Origin of the sequence: Mycobacterium sp. (assembly GCF_019243155.1) — a bacterium.
In the GTDB taxonomy this organism is placed as follows: domain Bacteria; phylum Actinomycetota; class Actinomycetes; order Mycobacteriales; family Mycobacteriaceae; genus Mycobacterium.
Genome location: NZ_JAFAUS010000077.1, coordinates 1 through 15937, shown reverse-complemented (window position 1 = coordinate 15937; position 15937 = coordinate 1). Strand labels below are relative to the sequence as shown.

The 15937-nt window shown below is 65.9% G+C and carries 12 protein-coding genes; 11 read left to right on the top strand and 1 reads right to left on the bottom strand.

Annotated elements, in window-relative coordinates; translation table 11 throughout:
- The 8 genes from JOZ00_RS04010 to JOZ00_RS03975 form a co-directional block, all read left to right on the top strand.
- Nucleotides 1-544 (top strand): amidohydrolase family protein (locus tag JOZ00_RS04010; RefSeq protein ID WP_293339947.1); only part of this gene is annotated, 544 nt, incomplete at its 5' end.
- Nucleotides 541-1512: an o-succinylbenzoate synthase gene (locus tag JOZ00_RS04005; RefSeq protein WP_293339945.1), complete on the top strand. Its 972-nt coding sequence runs from the start codon at nt 541-543 to the stop codon at nt 1510-1512. The genes JOZ00_RS04010 and JOZ00_RS04005, both read left to right, overlap by 4 nt.
- A complete protein-coding gene (locus JOZ00_RS04000; RefSeq protein WP_293339942.1) occupies nt 1509-2297 on the top strand; it encodes an alpha/beta hydrolase in 789 nt (262 codons plus the stop codon). The genes JOZ00_RS04005 and JOZ00_RS04000 overlap by 4 nt, the downstream gene beginning before the upstream one ends.
- Before the next feature lie 27 nt (nt 2298-2324).
- A complete protein-coding gene (gene menD / locus JOZ00_RS03995) occupies nt 2325-3974 on the top strand; it encodes a 2-succinyl-5-enolpyruvyl-6-hydroxy-3-cyclohexene-1-carboxylic-acid synthase (protein ID WP_293339939.1) in 1650 nt (549 codons plus the stop codon).
- 13 nt (nt 3975-3987) lie between these two features.
- Complete coding sequence (locus tag JOZ00_RS03990) at nt 3988-4503, top strand: DUF3592 domain-containing protein (protein WP_293339950.1); 516 nt, start codon at nt 3988-3990, stop codon at nt 4501-4503.
- 89 nt (nt 4504-4592) lie between these two features.
- Nucleotides 4593-5747, top strand: a complete 1155-nt coding sequence (locus tag JOZ00_RS03985; protein WP_293339936.1) for a glycosyltransferase family 1 protein — start codon at nt 4593-4595, stop codon at nt 5745-5747.
- A 105-nt stretch (nt 5748-5852) separates the two neighbouring features.
- On the top strand, nt 5853-6533 hold the full coding sequence (locus tag JOZ00_RS03980; RefSeq protein ID WP_293339934.1) for an alpha/beta hydrolase: 681 nt from the start codon (nt 5853-5855) through the stop codon (nt 6531-6533).
- A 73-nt stretch (nt 6534-6606) separates the two neighbouring features.
- Nucleotides 6607-9207, top strand: coding sequence for an alpha/beta hydrolase fold domain-containing protein (locus tag JOZ00_RS03975; protein ID WP_293339931.1), 2601 nt, complete (start codon nt 6607-6609; stop codon nt 9205-9207).
- Here the strand turns inward: JOZ00_RS03975 and JOZ00_RS03970 are convergent.
- Nucleotides 9204-10442: a cytochrome P450 gene (locus JOZ00_RS03970; RefSeq protein WP_293339929.1), complete on the bottom strand. Its 1239-nt coding sequence runs from the start codon at nt 10440-10442 to the stop codon at nt 9204-9206. The two genes, JOZ00_RS03975 and JOZ00_RS03970, sit on opposite strands and share 4 nt — an antisense overlap.
- Before the next feature lie 200 nt (nt 10443-10642).
- On the opposite strand from JOZ00_RS03970, the gene JOZ00_RS27650 reads away from it, so the two are divergent.
- From JOZ00_RS27650 to JOZ00_RS03960, 3 genes are all read left to right on the top strand, one after another.
- Nucleotides 10643-10915, top strand: a complete 273-nt coding sequence (locus tag JOZ00_RS27650; protein WP_366022254.1) for a hypothetical protein — start codon at nt 10643-10645, stop codon at nt 10913-10915.
- A gap of 13 nt (nt 10916-10928) precedes the next feature.
- The gene (locus JOZ00_RS03965) at nt 10929-13262 is read left to right on the top strand and encodes an NB-ARC domain-containing protein (protein WP_366022252.1); all 2334 of its coding nucleotides are present in this window, start codon (nt 10929-10931) and stop codon (nt 13260-13262) included.
- A 65-nt stretch (nt 13263-13327) separates the two neighbouring features.
- The coding region (locus JOZ00_RS03960; RefSeq protein ID WP_293339926.1) for an adenylate/guanylate cyclase domain-containing protein at nt 13328-15937 on the top strand (2610 nt) is incomplete at its 3' end.

Genomic DNA, 15937 nt, shown 5'->3' with positions numbered 1-15937 from the left:
AGAGGCGCTGAAAAGTCATCCGCGCGACGACCACCGGCTGCGGCTCGAACATGTCGGCGCCATCCGGCCCGAGCAACTCCAGCGTGCCGCCGACCTCGGTGTCACCTGCAGCATCTTCGTCGACCAGATCCACTATTGGGGCGACGTCATCGTCGACGGGTTGTTCGGCGAGGAGCGCGGATCCCGTTGGATGCCAGCAGGATCCGCGGTGGCCACCGGGATGCGCATCTCGTTGCACAACGATCCGCCGGTCACGCCGGAAGAGCCGCTACGCAACATCAGCGTCGCCGCTACCCGCACGGCGCCCAGCGGCCGGGTGCTGGCACCCGAGGAGCAGTTGACGGTCGAGCAGGCGATCCGGGCGCAGACCATCGACGCGGCATACCAGCTGTTCGCCGACGACGTGACCGGCTCGCTGGAGGTCGGCAAGTACGCGGACATAGTGGTGCTGTCGGCCGATCCGCGAACCGTGCCGCCCGAACAGATCGCGGACCTCGACGTCCTGGCCACGTTTTTGGCGGGCCGCCAGGTCTATCAACGGTGATACCGGCGCTCGCCGACGTATTGGACCGTCTGCATGTGGTGGCACTGCCCATGCGGGTCCGATTCCGCGGCATCACCACCCGCGAAGTGGCACTGATCGAGGGCCCCGTCGGGTGGGGCGAATTCGGGGCGTTCGGCGAATACGGTCCGCCGGAGGCCGCGCACTGGCTGGCCTCCGGAATCGAGGCGGCCTACCGGCAACCGCCGCCGCTGCGGCGCGACCGGGTGCCGATCAACGCCACCGTGCCCGCTGTAGCCGCGGCTGAGGTGAGTGAGGTGCTCGCCCGTTTTCCGGGCGCCGGCACGGCCAAGGTGAAGGTCGCCGAGGCGGGGCAGACGCTCGCCGATGACGTCGAACGGGTCAACGCCGTGCGCGAACTCGTGCCGACCGTGCGGGTGGACGCCAACGGCGGCTGGACCGTCGAGCAGGCGGTGCGGGCCGCGTCCGCCCTGACCGCCGATGGCCCACTGGAATACCTCGAGCAGCCGTGCGCGACCGTCGACGAGCTCGCGGCGCTGCGCCGGCGGATCGACGTACCGATCGCCGCCGACGAGAGCATCCGCAAGGCCGACGACCCGCTCGCCGTGGTCCGTGCCCGCGCCGCGGACGTCGCGGTGCTCAAAGTTGCTCCGCTGGGCGGGATTTCGACTCTGCTTGAGATCGCCGCGCAGATCGACATCCCGGTCGTGATCTCCAGCGCGCTCGACTCGGCGGTGGGGATGGCCGCGGGACTGACCGCCGCAGCGGCTCTGCCGCAGCTTCGGCATGCGTGCGGATTGGGCACCGGCAGGCTCTTCGTCGAAGACGTCGCCGAGGCCGCCGGGCCCGTCGACGGTTACTTACCGGTCGGGCCGGTGACGCCCGACCCGGCGCGGCTGAGCGCGCTCGCGGCGCCGCCGGACCGGCGGCAGTGGTGGATCGACCGGGTCAAGGCGTGCCATCCGCTGCTTGTACCGTCTTGCGAGTGATCAACCTGGCTTACGACGACCGCGGGTCCGGCCCGCCGGTGGTGTTCATCGCCGGCCATGGCGGTGCCGGGCGGACCTGGCACCCGTACCAGGTTCCCGCGTTCCTGGCCGCCGGCTACCGCGTCATCACCTTCGACAACCGCGGCATCGGCGCGACCGAGAACGCCGAGGGGTTCACGACGCAGACCATGGTCGCCGACACCGCGGCGCTGATCGAGGGGCTCAACGCCGCTCCGGCCCGCATCGTCGGAATGTCGATGGGCGCCTTCATCACCCAGGAACTGATGCTCGCGCGGCCCGAGCTCGTCAGCGCCGCGGTGCTGATGGGCACCCGCGGGCGCATGGACCGGACCCGAACGTTCTTTCGGGACGCCGAGGTCGAGCTGGCTGACGCCGGCATCGAGCTGCCGAGCTCCTACGAGGCGAAAATCCGCCTGCTGGAAAACTTTTCGCACAAGACGCTCAACGACGACGAAGCGGTCGCCGACTGGATCGCGATGTTCAGCATGTGGCCTACCAAAGCCACTCCCGGCACGCGCTGCCAGATGGACGTCGCCCCGTACAACAGCCGACTGGCCGCGTATCGCGCCATCGCGACGCCGGTGCTGGTGATGGGCTTCGCCGACGACGTGCTGACGCCGCCGTACCTGGGCCGCGAGGTCGCCGACGCGTTGCCCAACGGCCGCTACGTGCAGATACCCGACGCCGGTCACCTCGGGTTCTTCGAGAAGCCCGAGGCTGTCAACGCCGCGGCGCTGCAGTTCTTCGCCAGCGTCAAGGCCTGACCAAACGCGCTGTGACAATCTGTAGGAATGAATCCCTCGACGACACAGGCTCGCGTCGTCGTTGACGAGCTGATTCGCGGCGGCGTCCGCGACGTCGTGCTCTGCCCGGGTTCGCGGAACGCCCCGCTGGCCTTCGCGCTGCAGGACGCCGACCGGGCCGGTCGGGTCCGGTTGCACGTCCGCATCGACGAGCGCACCGCCGGTTACCTGGCCATCGGCCTGGCCATCGCCGCCGGCTCGCCCGTGTGTGTGGCCATGACGTCGGGGACCGCGGTGGCCAACCTCGGCCCCGCGGTAATCGAGGCCAACTACGCGCGGGTGCCGTTGATCGTGCTGTCGGCCAACCGGCCCTACGAGCTGCTGGGTACCGGCGCCAACCAGACCATGGAGCAATTCGGCTACTTCGGCACTCAGGTCCGCGCCACCATCAGCCTGGGCTTGGCCGAAGATGCGCCCGAGCGGCTGGATTCGTTCAACGCCACGTGGCGATCGGCCACCTGCCGGGTGCTGGCGGCCGCCACCGGATCTCGGACCGCCAACGCGGGACCCGTGCAGTTCGACATCCCGTTGCGCGAACCGCTGGTGCCGGGCCCGGAGCCGCACGACGCGGTGACGCCGCCGGGCCGCCGCGACGGGAAGCCGTGGACCTACACCCCTGCGGTCACTTTCGACCAGCCGCTGGAGATCGACATCACGGCCGACACGGTCGTCATCGCCGGGCACGGCGCGGGCGCGCAGCCCAACCTGGCGCAGTTGCCGACCGTCGCCGAGCCGACGGCGCCGGCCCCGGAAAACCCCCTGCACCCCCTGACACTGCCGCTCCTGCGGCCCAAGCAGGTGATCATGCTCGGCCGTCCGACGCTGCACCGGCCGGTATCGACGCTGCTGGCCGACCCGCACGTGCCGGTGTACGCGCTGACCACCGGACCGCGCTGGCCGGACGTCTCCGGTAATTCGCAGGCCACCGGCTCGCGGGCGGTCACCACCGGCACTCCGCATCCGGCGTGGCTGCAGCGCTGCGAGGAGATGAACCGGCACGCGGTCGCCGCGGTTCGCAGCCAGCTTGCTGCGCATCCACTGATTACGGGTCTGCATGTCGCGGCGGCCGTCGCCGATGCCCTACGGCCGGGGGACCAGCTGGTGCTCGGAGCATCCAATCCGGTGCGCGACGCGGCGCTCGTCGGCTTGGACGCCCACGGCATCAAGGTCCGCTCCAACCGCGGAGTTGCGGGCATCGACGGCACGGTGTCGACCGCGATCGGAGCCGCACTGGCGCACGAACGCAACGGCGGGCCGGACAATCCGGCCCGTACCGTCGCGTTGATCGGCGACCTCACGTTCGTCCACGACAGCTCCGGCCTGCTGATCGGCCCCACCGAACCGATGCCGCGCCGACTGACGATCGTCGTCTCCAACGACAACGGCGGCGGCATCTTCGAGACCCTCGAACAAGGCGACCCCCGGTTCTCGGACGTGTCGTCGCGGGTCTTCGGCACCCCGCACGATGTCGACGTGGGCGCCCTGTGCCGCGCCTATCACGTCGAGAGCCGGCAGATCGAGGTCGACGAATTGAACGCGGCCCTCGACGAACCCGGACCCGGACTGCGGGTGCTGGAGGTCAAGGCGGACCGGTCGTCGCTGCGCGGATTGCACGCGGCGATCAAGGCAGCTTTATGAGGCGGTGGTCGCCGTGATACCTCCAAAAACGCTGCTGCACATACTGATCCATGGCCGCACTGATGAGTCACCGCATACTGGGTCGAGGGTCGCGTTGCGGTGGGCGCGAATTGCGGTGCTGATCGTGGCGGGTCTGGTTACCCTGCAATCGGTGTTGCTGGTGGCCGGCGCCTGGCGCGATGATATTGCCATTCAACACAATATGGGCGTGGCGGAGGCGGAGGTGCTCAGCGCCGGCCCGCGGCGCTCCACTATCGAATTCGTCACACCCGAACGCGTCACCTATCGCCCCGAACTCGGTGTGTTGTATCCGTCTCATTTGGCCACGGGAATGCGGATTTACGTCGAATACAACAAGAACGACCCGAACCTGGTTCGCGTCCAGCATCGCAACGCCGGGCTGTCGATCATTCCGGCGGGATCAATCGCGGTGGTGGGCTGGCTGGTTGCGGCTGCCGTACTGGCGGGCCTGGCGCTGCTGGAAGGGTGGCTGGATCGCCGCGCCGAGGCGAAAAACACGGCGGATTAGCTCCGATCCGCGGCCCGCGAACAGCAAATTTCGCATGACGTATGCCCAGAGGCAACCTTTGGGACAGGCAGCGCTGAGACCGTAGTGGTGTGCGAGTTGCCATCGTCGCCGAATCCTTCCTCCCGCAGGTCAATGGTGTCAGCAATTCGGTGATCCGGGTCCTCGAGCATCTGCGTCGAACCGGTCACGAAGCGCTCGTCATAGCCCCCGACACGCCGCGCGGCGAACCACCCGCGGATCGCATCCACGACGGCATCCGCGTGCATCGCGTGCCGTCACGGATGTTCCCCAAGGTGACCACGCTGCCGCTCGGCGTGCCGATGCCCCGGATGCTCAAGGTGCTTCGCGGGTTCGACCCGCACGTGGTGCACCTGGCCTCGCCGGCGCTGCTCGGCTACGGCGGGGTGAAGGCGGCGCGGTGGTTGGGGGTCCCGACGGTCGCGGTGTACCAGACCGACGTACCGGGTTTCGCGGCCAGCTATGGCATTCCGATGACGACGCGGGCCGCGTGGGCCTGGTTCCGTCATCTACACACCCTCGCCGACCGTACGTTGGCGCCGTCCACCGTGACGATGGAATCGCTTGTCTCTCATGGATTTCCGCGGGTGCATCAGTGGGCGCGCGGGGTTGACGTGCTGCGGTACGCGCCGTCGGGCCGCGATGAGCTGCTGCGGCGCCATTGGTCGCCGCAGGGCAAGCCGATCGTCGGGTTCGTGGGCCGGCTCGCACCCGAAAAGCACGTCGAGCGACTGATCGGGTTGGCCAACACCGATGCGGTGCAAGTCGTCATCGTGGGTGACGGCGTCGACCGTAAAAAGCTGCAATCCGCAATGCCGACAGCAGTTTTCACAGGTGCGCTATATGGCGAGGAGCTCGCCACGGCGTACGCCAGCATGGACGTTTTCGTCCATCCCGGCGAACATGAGACGTTCTGCCAAGTCGTGCAAGAAGCGCTGGCGTCGGGGTTGCCTGTGATTGCCCCCGACGCCGGCGGCCCACGTGACCTCGTCACGCCGTGCCGCACCGGGTTGTTACTGTCCGTCGACGAGTTCGAGGCGCGGCTGCCGTCCGCGGTCGACCATCTGATCGCCGAGCGTGGTCGTTACGCCCCGGCCGCGCGGCGCAGTGTGCTTGGCCGTAGCTGGCCGGTCATCTGCGACGAGCTGCTCGGCCACTACGAGGCGGTGCTGTCGCCGTTTGCCCGCAGACGGGCGTTCACGAAGCGGTACGCGCAGGGCGAGTGACCTTTCGGGTTAGCCAGCTCTTGTAATCCTGCAGAATACTTCCGTACGCTCCGAAATGGGCCTACCATCCACTTCGTCAGGGGTAGGCGCCAAAGGAGCGCTGCGATGGGATTACCTTCGTTGGTTCTCGTGCACGGTGGACAGCATGCTGGTGATTGCTGGGAACCCACCATCGAAAGGCTCGGCTGCCTCGACCCCGACCTGAAAGTTCTTGCCGTAGATTTGCCAGGACGCCGAGGCAAGTCCGGCGACCTGATCACCGCCTGCCTCCACGGATGGGTCGATTCGGTGGTCTCGGACATCGATGCCGCGGGTCTCGATGACCTCGTCATCGTCGCCCATTCGATGGCGGGCCTGATCGTCCCAGGCGTCGTCGCCAAACTCGGTTCCGCGCGGGTGCGAGAGATGATCCTCGCCGCGGCATACGTGCCACCCGATGGTTCCGCATTAGTGGACACGATGCCCGGTCCGTTGGGGTGGTACGCGCGCCATGTCTCACTGCGCAAGGCCCAGAAGGGCGAACCCAGCGGCTCACGGTTTTATCCGGAGTCGCCCAGCATTGTCCTCGAGAGCGTGGACCGCTCGGCCATGCCCCACGAGGTGCCGCGGACGTGGATACTCACCACGCGTGACCGAGCGCTTTCAGTCAAACTGCAACGTGCCTCCATTCAGGCTATCGGCGGTGTGCAGCAAGTGATTTCGGTCGAAACGTGTCATAACCTGATGATCAGCGAGCCTGAAAAGATGGCCCAGATTCTTGTCGAACGATGCCGACTCTACGGATAGCTCCGGTCCGACCGCGGCAGTCGAGTAATGCCCTACTCGTGACAGATCGCTGGCACGGGGTGATGATCCGATGATGACGACTGTGACGGTCAACGGGGATCGTTCGGGGCCTGATGTCGACGTCGTCGTCGTGGGCGCCGGCATCGCGGGCCTGTATCTGACCTACCGACTGAGCCGCGCCGGATACCGGTTTCGGGTCTTCGAAGCGGCCGACGATCTCGGCGGCACGTGGTACTGGAATCGGTATCCGGGTGCCCGGGTCGATGTGCCCAGCGTCGACTACATGTACAGCTTCGATCCCGACTGGCGGCAGGACTGGCAATGGTCGGAGAAGTACGCCACCCAACCGGAGATCCTGCGGTACTTGAACCATGTCGCCGCCAAGCACGACCTGCGGCACCACATCACGTTCTCGACGCGAGTCCAACGCGCATGCTGGGACGACAATGACTCGCTGTGGCAGGTGACCACCGACCGCGGGGACGAGGTCACCTCGCGATATCTCGTGATGGCCAGTGGCTGTTTGTCGATTCCCAAGCCGGCCGAGGTCGACGGGCTGGAACGGTTCGCCGGCGACGTGTACTTCACCAGCCGTTGGCCGCACCAACCGGTCGATTTCACCGACAAGAGGGTCGCCGTGATCGGCACGGGTTCTTCTGGTGTGCAGACGATTCCGCTCATCGCCCAGGAAGCCCGGCAGTTGGTCGTCTTCCAGCGCACCCCGAATTTCTCGATTCCCGCGCACAACGGACCGCTGCCGGCCGAGAGGCTCGCGCAGCTGACAAACGAGGCGGAATACCGTGCGGCAGCGCGGGTTTCACCGGGTGGCATACCGATGGAACGCAGCATCACCCCGACGTTCAGCGTCTCGGAGGCGCAGCGACAAGAAGGCTATGAGCGCACCTGGGAGGATGGCTTACTTTTCGAGGCGATCAACGTCTTCGCCGACGTGCTGAGCGATCCCGCAGCCAACCACGCGTTCGCCGAGTTCTTCCGGAACAAGATCCGCTCCATCGTCGACGATCCGCAGACCGCGGCCGACCTGTGCCCGACCGATCATCCGATCGCGACGAAAAGGCCCTGCCTGGATTCGAACTACTACGCCACTTTCAACCTGCCGCACGTGCGTCTGGTCAACGTCCGGAACCATCCGATCCGGCAGGTCACGGAATCCGGAATCGAAACCGCCGACGAGTCGTTCGAACTCGACGCGATCGTCTTCGCCACGGGTTTCGATGCCGTGACGGGTGCCATCACGGCCGTCGACATCAACGGCCGTAACGGCTTGGTGCTCAAAGAGAAATGGGCGCACGGCCCGCAGACCTACCTCGGCTTGACCACCGTGGGATTCCCGAATCTGTTCTTCATCACCGGCCCGGGGAGTCCCTCTGTACTGTCGAACATGGTCGTCTCGATCGAACAGCACGTCGATTGGGTGCTCGACTGCCTGGATCACTTGAGCGCCTGCGGCTTCGATGCGATCGAGCCCACCGAAACCGCGGAAGCAGGCTGGACGCAACATGTCAACGACTGCGCCGATATCACGCTCTACCCGGCCGCGAATTCGTGGTATATCGGCGCCAATGTGCCTGGAAAGCCGCGGGTTTTTCTGCCCTACTGCGCCGGCTTCGACTTCTACTGTGCCAGCTGCGATGAGGTGACCGCCCGAGATTATCTGGGATTCACCATGTCTGGTCCCGGCGGCTCGCGGTGCAACGATGGGGTGGTGCGACGGTTGCAACCGGACGTCGAGAAGGTCATGGAGGCCGCCGCGGCGCTGCAGCTGCCGCCGATGGAAACGCTGTCCGTGCAGGATGCCCGCGCCATGTACATGGAAATGTCAACGGCTAGGCCGCCGGGGCCGGACGTCGGCGAGATCGTCGACGGCGTCCTGACTGGAGCCGATGGCGATCTGGCCTACCGGCTCTACCGTCCACCGACTCCTGGCCCGCATCCCGTCGTCGTGTACTTCCATGGTGGGGGTTGCGTCCTGGGCGACGCTGCCTCGGATGATCCGCTCTGCCGGGACATTTGCGTGCGCAGCGACGCCGTCATCATCTCGGTCGACTACCGGCGCGCGCCCGAACATCGATTCCCGGCGGCGGTCGATGACGCCCTGGCCGCGGTGCAGTGGGCTGCCGCCAATGCGGAGGCCCTCGGGGGCAGGCCGGGGCAACTCGCGGTGTGCGGCTGGAGTGCGGGCGGTCAACTCGCGGCGGTCGTGTGTCGGCTGGCGCGCGACATGGGTGGCCCACCCATCTTGGGGCAGGCGTTGTTGACGCCGTCCATGTCCGGCGAGATTGCGGCAGGGTCCTTCGCCGAGAACGCGGACGGCTACGGTCTCACGACGCCACTCGTCCAGTGGTTCTACGACCTCTACATCGACGCGGCTGATCGAGGCGACCCCCGGTTCGCACCTCTGCGGGCCGTCGAATTCTCCGGTCTGCCACCGGCAATCGTGGTGTCCGCCGAGTTCGACCCCCTGCGCGACGATGGTGCGGCGTACGCCGCCGCGCTGGAAGCGGCGGGCGTCCCGACCGAGCATGTGCGTGCTCGGGGCCACACCCACCAGTCGGTCGCGATGGTCGACGTCGTCATCTCCGGCGCACCGATACGCGCGCAAATCGCGGACGCGCTGCGTCGGTTCTTCGTAGCGACGCGGACGCCGGTTTAGTGTCCTGCGTCGAATTCGATTGGCAGCGTGATCGGTCCACTGATGCCGGTAAGGGGCTTCCACGGCGCGGGGCCGGTGCGATGGGCGTGCGGCATGCGCTGGGCCATGACCACCAGGGCTTCGGCGAGCTCCAGCCTGGCCAGGTTGGCGCCCAGGCAGTAGTGCATGCCGGCGCCGAGCGTCTGCATCGGCGGCGCTCCCTTGCGGCTGATGTCGAGCCGGTCGGGCTCGTCGTAGACGGCGGGATCGCGGTTTGCGGCGGCGGTGTTGGCGACGACGAGTGTGCCGGCGGGAATCACCACCCCGGCGATTTCGACGTCCTCGAGGGCGGTTCGCAAGGTCGCGCCCGCGATCGGTGAGTGACGCATCGTCTCTTCGACCGCGTTGCTCGCGAGTTCGGGATGCTCGGCGAGCAACTCCCACTGATCGGGGCGGTCACAGAGCGCGTGCACGGACGCGGCCAGCTGGTTGCGGGTGGTGTCGGTGCCGGCCATCAGCAGGCCCGCCGCCAGCATCCGTAGCTCTTCAGCGTTGAGGTGATCACCATCGTCCTCGGCGCGAATCAGCTCAGAAATCAGGTCGTCGGTCAGCCGGTTGCGCCGCCGGGCGACCATGTCGTCGATGTAGGCGTCGAGCTCATCCCATGCCGCCAAAATGCTTCGCTGGTGCGCGGCGACCTCCCAGCTGAAGGCCTTGAAGATATCGTCGGTCCAGTCTGAGAACAGTTGCCAATCCTGCGCCGGAGCGCCCAGAAGCGCACAGATGATCGGGATCGGGTACTGGCGAGCGATGTCGTCGACCACATCGCAGCACCCCGTCGCGGTGTGCCGGTCCAGCAGTTCGTTGATCACATCGACGATCGTCGTCCGCAGTCGCTCGGTGGCTCGCGGTGTGAAGGCTTTCGACACCAGCCGGCGCAGCCGGTGGTGCGCGGGCCCGTCGAGACTGATCAAATTCGTCGCGACCCGCTGCCACAGGGGGCCACTCGTAATGCCTTGGGACGCAAGGAACATGCCCTGGGGTATGCGAAATCTCGGGTCGCGCAGCACGGTTCGAACGAGTTCATAGGTCAGCAACTCGGGTCCGTGCGGGCCGATCGCGATCGGAGCCTGGCATCGCGCCCGGTGCAGAATCTCGTGTGCTTCCTCGATGCTCTGGCAACGTTCGTAGTCAATCGCCGGCAGGTCGGCATCAAAGACGCTCGGGGTGACGGACGCGTCAACTGTGATAGTCATAGCGGTGTCCCGAAGGTCGTCGGTAAGTTCTTCCGTCACCAAGCCTTGGCGGCGCACCCTCGCTGCACATGCGTAGGCGACTACCTGTCCTGGCAGGTTGCCATTACTCGTCTGAAGGGGCGTTCACGGTTTGCTGGGCGGTACCGGGTTCGGTGTGACATCCTGTTCGGGTGTCCGCAGAGGGCCGGCCTTCTGGGGTTGTGACTTTTCTGTTCACCGATATCGAGGGTTCGACCCGTCGGTGGGAAGCCGACGCGGATGCGATGCGGGTGGCCCTTTTCGCGCATGACGAGGTCCTACGCTCGGCGATCGCAAAGCACGGCGGCTGGTTGTTCAAACACACTGGGGACGGGGTGTGCGCCGCATTCGCGTCACCGAGGTCGGCGCTGGACACCGCGGTTGCTGCGCAGCTTGACTTGGAGTTGCCGGTGCGGATGGGCATCGCGACCGGCGAAGCGGAATTGAGAGGGTGACTACTTCGGACCCGTGCTCAACCGGGCCGCGCGCGTGATGGCGGCAGGCCATGGCGGCCAGGTGCTGGTGGCCGATTCGACGGCGGGTCTGCTCAGCGGAGTCGATCTTGTCGACCTGGGGCCGCGACGGCTACGGGACGTGCCGATGCCGGTTGGAGTGTTTCAAGTACGAGCACCGGGCCCGCAAACGGACTTCCCGCCCTTGCGGGCGATGGAGAAGGCTCCGGGGAATCTGCGGCCTGCGACCACGAACATCATCGGGCGCGAGTCGGAGATCGCCGAGTTGCATGCCGGGTTGAAGGTGCACCGGTTGATCACCCTGATCGGCTTCGGGGGAGTCGGCAAGACCCGCTTGGCAACCGAGGTCGCAGCCAGGGTGGCGGGTGAATTCCTGGACGGTGTCTGGTTTTTCGACTTGGCCGCGGTCACGGATCCCGCCGCGGTGCCCGAGGCGGTCGCGGCGGTGCTCGGCATCACCCAACAGGCGGGCAAGACAGTCAGTGAAAGCGTCGCCGCCTCGCTCGAGGGCAGGTTCAGGTTGTTGGTGTTCGACAACTGTGAGCATGTGCGCGACGCGGCGGCTGATCTGATCGACGCCATCTTGATGGCATCGACTTCCGTGACGATTGTGGCCACCAGCCGGGAAGGATTGGGGATCGCCAACGAGCAGATCTGGCCGGTGCCCTCCCTGGATGTCGAGACGGCGGTGGACCTATTCATCGAACGTGCCCACCGCGTGGCTCCGGCTTCCGCTGCCCACGACTCAAGCGCTGTTGCCGAGATCTGCCGTCGTCTCGACGGAATCCCGCTGGCCATCGAGTTGGCGGCGTCACGGATGGCTACGATGACCGCGATCGAGGTGCGCGATCGGCTGGATCAGCGTTTCCGTTTGCTCATAGGGTCACGACGCGCAGTGGAACGCCATCAAACGCTGCGACATACGGTGGCCTGGTCCTACGCCCTGCTCGATGAACCGGAAAGGGTTCTGCTGGAGCGTTGTTCGGTGTTCGCCGGTGGGTTTGATCTCGAAGGCGCCTGTGCTGTAACGCATTCCGATGACGACCTCGCCACGCTCGATCTGTTGGACGCGCTGCGCAACAAGTCGATGATCATCGTCAAAGGGTCAACCGGGGGCACCCGGTTTTCGATGTTGGAGACCATTCGCCAGTTCGCCGAGGAAAAACTCGTGGCCTCGGGTCATTGGGAGTCAACGCGTGACGCACACGCCCACCACTTCGCCGAATCGGAGTCCGACGTCCTCGGCATCTGGGACAGTCCTCACCAGCGTGCGGCCTTCGTCTGGCTGAGCACCGAGTTGGCCAACCTGCGTGCCGCTTTTCGATGGGCAGCCGCTCGCGGCGACCTCGACTCCGCGGCCGCCATCGCCATATACACCGGATTCGTGGGCGGATTCGTTGAGCAGCACGAGCCATCAACATGGGCAGAGGAACTGATCGATGATGCTCGAGCGGTTGGTCATCGGCGCCTGGGTCAGCTCTATGTGATAGCCGCCGAGTGTTGCCGGACTGGCAGGGTGCCCGAGGGTGTCGAATACGCCGATAAGGCTGCGGCCATGGTCGGGACCGGACCGTTTGACCCCATGCTGTTCGACTTCGAGCCGACAGCTCTCGGCGGCACGTACATCACTGTGGGATCCAGCGACCGGTGGCTGGCGCTGTGCCGCCGACGACTTGCGCAGGGCCAAGGGATGCACGCCTTCAACCGGGGTTCGATGGTCATGGCCCTGGCAACCGTAGGTGAGCTCGAAGAGGCGAAGTCGGCCTCCCCGGATCTCCTCGACGCCGCGGAAGCCACGAATAACCCTGGCGCAAAGGCGTTCGCGTTGCTCGCGTATGGCTACGCATGGCGCGAAGCAGATCCCATTGCGGCGTACGAAGCACTCCGTCGAGGCCTGACAATTGCTCAGCAGAGTGGCAACCGGATGACAGAGTCGTACATCGCTGTGAACTTGTCGGGTTTCGGCGTCACCCATGGCAACCCGACGGACGCCCTCGATTACCTGACGCTGGCGATCAAGAACTTCTTCGACACCGGCAGCTACTCCCACATGGTCAGTCCGCTGGCCGTTCTGGCCGCCCACTTCGATCGGATCGGACGGTATGAGGCGGCCGCGACCATGGTCGGGTTCGCAACAACCGCATTCGCCCTCGCCACTTTTCCCGAAATTCAGGTAGCGGCTTCCCATTTGCGTGAAGTACTCGGCGACAACCTCTATCGGTCGCTGAGCGAAACCGGTGCCAAGATGACGAACGCGGGTGCTGCCCGGTATGCCCTCGAACAGATCGATCGGGCGCGAGCCGAACTGAATGCGGTAGGGCCCTCGTAGCCGTGTCCAACCGCATATCCTTGGAGAACCTCGGAAACGTCGAGGCCGGATTGTCGGAGGGTCGGGTGGCGGCCGTAGCAGCGTGCCGAGCGTGTGGCACCGAGCTTCTAGAGAACGCCCGGTTTTGTCACGACTGTGGCTCACCGATACAACAAGGCGGTATTCCGGCGGAGTACAAGCAGGTCACCGTGCTGTTCGCCGATGTCGTGCACTCGATGGACATCGCCTCGGCCGTCGGTGCGGAGCGGCTTCGCGAGATCATGGCCGGCCTCGCCGACCGCTGCGCCGCAGTTGTAGAGCGCTACGGCGGCACGGTCGACAAGTTCACCGGCGACGGCATCATGGCCGTGTTCGGCGCCCCAACCGCATTGGAGGATCACGCTGTTCGTGCCTGTCTGGCGGCACTGGGCATCCAGGATGAGGCCAAACGGCTTGCCGAAGAGGTCGGAAGGCGCGACGGTGTCGACCTCCAATTGCGGGTCGGACTCAACTCGGGCCAGGTGATCGCGGGTGAAATCGGCCCGGGACCTTTTGGCTACACCGCCGTCGGCGAACAAGTCGGCATGGCACAACGGATGGAATCGGCGGCCCCGCCAAAAGGGGTGATGCTCAGCGCGTCAACGGCGCGGCTCGTTGAAGGCGTTGCGACCCTGGGCGAATCCGAGCTGGTTCGGATCAAGGGTGCCGACGCGCCTGTGCGCGGTCAACTGCTGAAGGGGGTGTCGGAGCGGGATCGCCGTGCCACGGACGCAGAGTCGACGCTGGTGGGTCGGCGGTGGGAGCTGGGCGTTGTCGAGGCCTTGCTGCAACGTGCCATCGAGAGCCATGGCTCGGTGGTCACGGTGGTGGGGTCGCCGGGCATCGGCAAGAGCCGCCTGGCGCGTGAAGTCGCTGCGATCGCTGCGGTGCGGGGTGTGGAGGTGTTCGCGGCCTACTGCGAATCGCATGCCAGCGACATCCCGTTCCACGTGGTGGCTCGACTGTTGCGCGCAGCGACCGGTGTGCGCGGGCTGGACGTAGTAGAGGCTCGTGAGCGGGTGCGGGCTCAAGCTCGGGATGCCGACCCTGACGACGCGTTGCTGTTCGAAGACCTCCTGGGTATCGCCGATCCCGATGTCGCTCTGGCCAAGATCGATCCGGATGCGCGGCGGCGGCGATTGACAGCGTTTGTGAGCACGGCCCTACTGGCCCGAAAAAGCCCGGCGCTCTACGTGATCGAGGACGCGCATTGGATCGATGAGGTCAGCGAGTCGATGCTGGCCGATTTCCTCACGGTGATCCCCCAGACGGCCTCGCTGGTGCTGATCACCTACCGTCCCGAATATCGTGGTGTCCTCAGCCAACTCGTCGGTAGTCAAACCATAGCCCTTGCGCCACTGAGTGATCCGGAGACCGCGGCACTGGTCGCGCAGCTGCTCGGGCCGGACCCTTCAACCGCCGCATTGGCCGCCGTGATCGCCGAGCGGGCGGCCGGCAACCCGTTCTTCGCCGAAGAGATAGTGCGGGACTTAGCCGAGCGCGCCGTGTTGCGGGGCAACCGCGGCGCCTACGTCTCCACGGTCGATGCTGCCGAGGTCACCGTGCCCGCCACTGTGCAGGCCACGCTTGCCGCCCGCGTTGACCGGCTGAACGCCAAAGCGAAACGGACCCTCAACGCCGCAGCGGTCATCGGGACGAAGTTCAGCCGAGACCTGTTGGAAACGTTGGGGATTGATCCAGTCCTCGAGGACCTGATGGGGGGCGAGCTGATCGATCAGATCAGGTTTACCCGACATCCCGAGTACGTCTTCCACCATCCATTGATCCGCGTGGTCGCCTACGAATCACAGCTCAAGTCGGATCGTGCTGAGTTGCATCGGCGGCTGGCCGCCGCGATTGAGGCGCGCACCCCGGCGTCGGCTGACGAAAATGCTGCGCTGATCGCCGAACATCTCGAGGCTGCCGGCGATCTGCACGCCGCCTACGACTGGCAGATGCGTGCCGCCAAATGGGCGACCAACCGCGACATCGCCGCAGCGCGATTGAATTGGGAGCGTGCCCGAACCATCGCGGACGCACTGCCTTCCGACGATCCAGGCCGGGCGGCCATGCGCATCGCCCCGCGCACCATGTTGTGTGGGACCGGCTGGCGAGTCAATGCCAGGATCGCCGATGACCGCTTCGATGAATTGCGGGAATTGTGCAGCGCCGTTGGAGACAAGGCGTCATTGGGGATCGCCATGGCGGGGTTGGTGGTTGGCCATGCGCATCAGGACCGCTTGCGCGAGGCATCGCAGCTGGCGTCCGACGCCTGGTCCCTCGCCGAGTCGGTCGGAGATGCGAATTTGACTGTGGGACTATCCTTCCCGGTGATCTACGGCAAAATCGAGAGCGCCGAATGGTGTGATGTGCTGCGGTGGTCGCAGGCCGTTGTCGACCTTTCCGACGGTGATCCGTCGAAAGGAAACTTCCTGGTTGGGTCGCCGCTGGCGCTCGCCTTCGCGTCGAGGGGGATGGCCCGCTACTTCCTTGGCCGTCCCGGATGGTTAGAAGACCTGCGGCACGGCCTGGCTATAGCCCGCAACGCTGACCCCGCGTCGTACGCCGGGGTTGTCGGCTATATGTACTTGCTGGGCATACCGTTTGGCGTGCTGAGGCCCGATGATGCTGCGCTGCAAGAGGTTGAGGATGCGCTA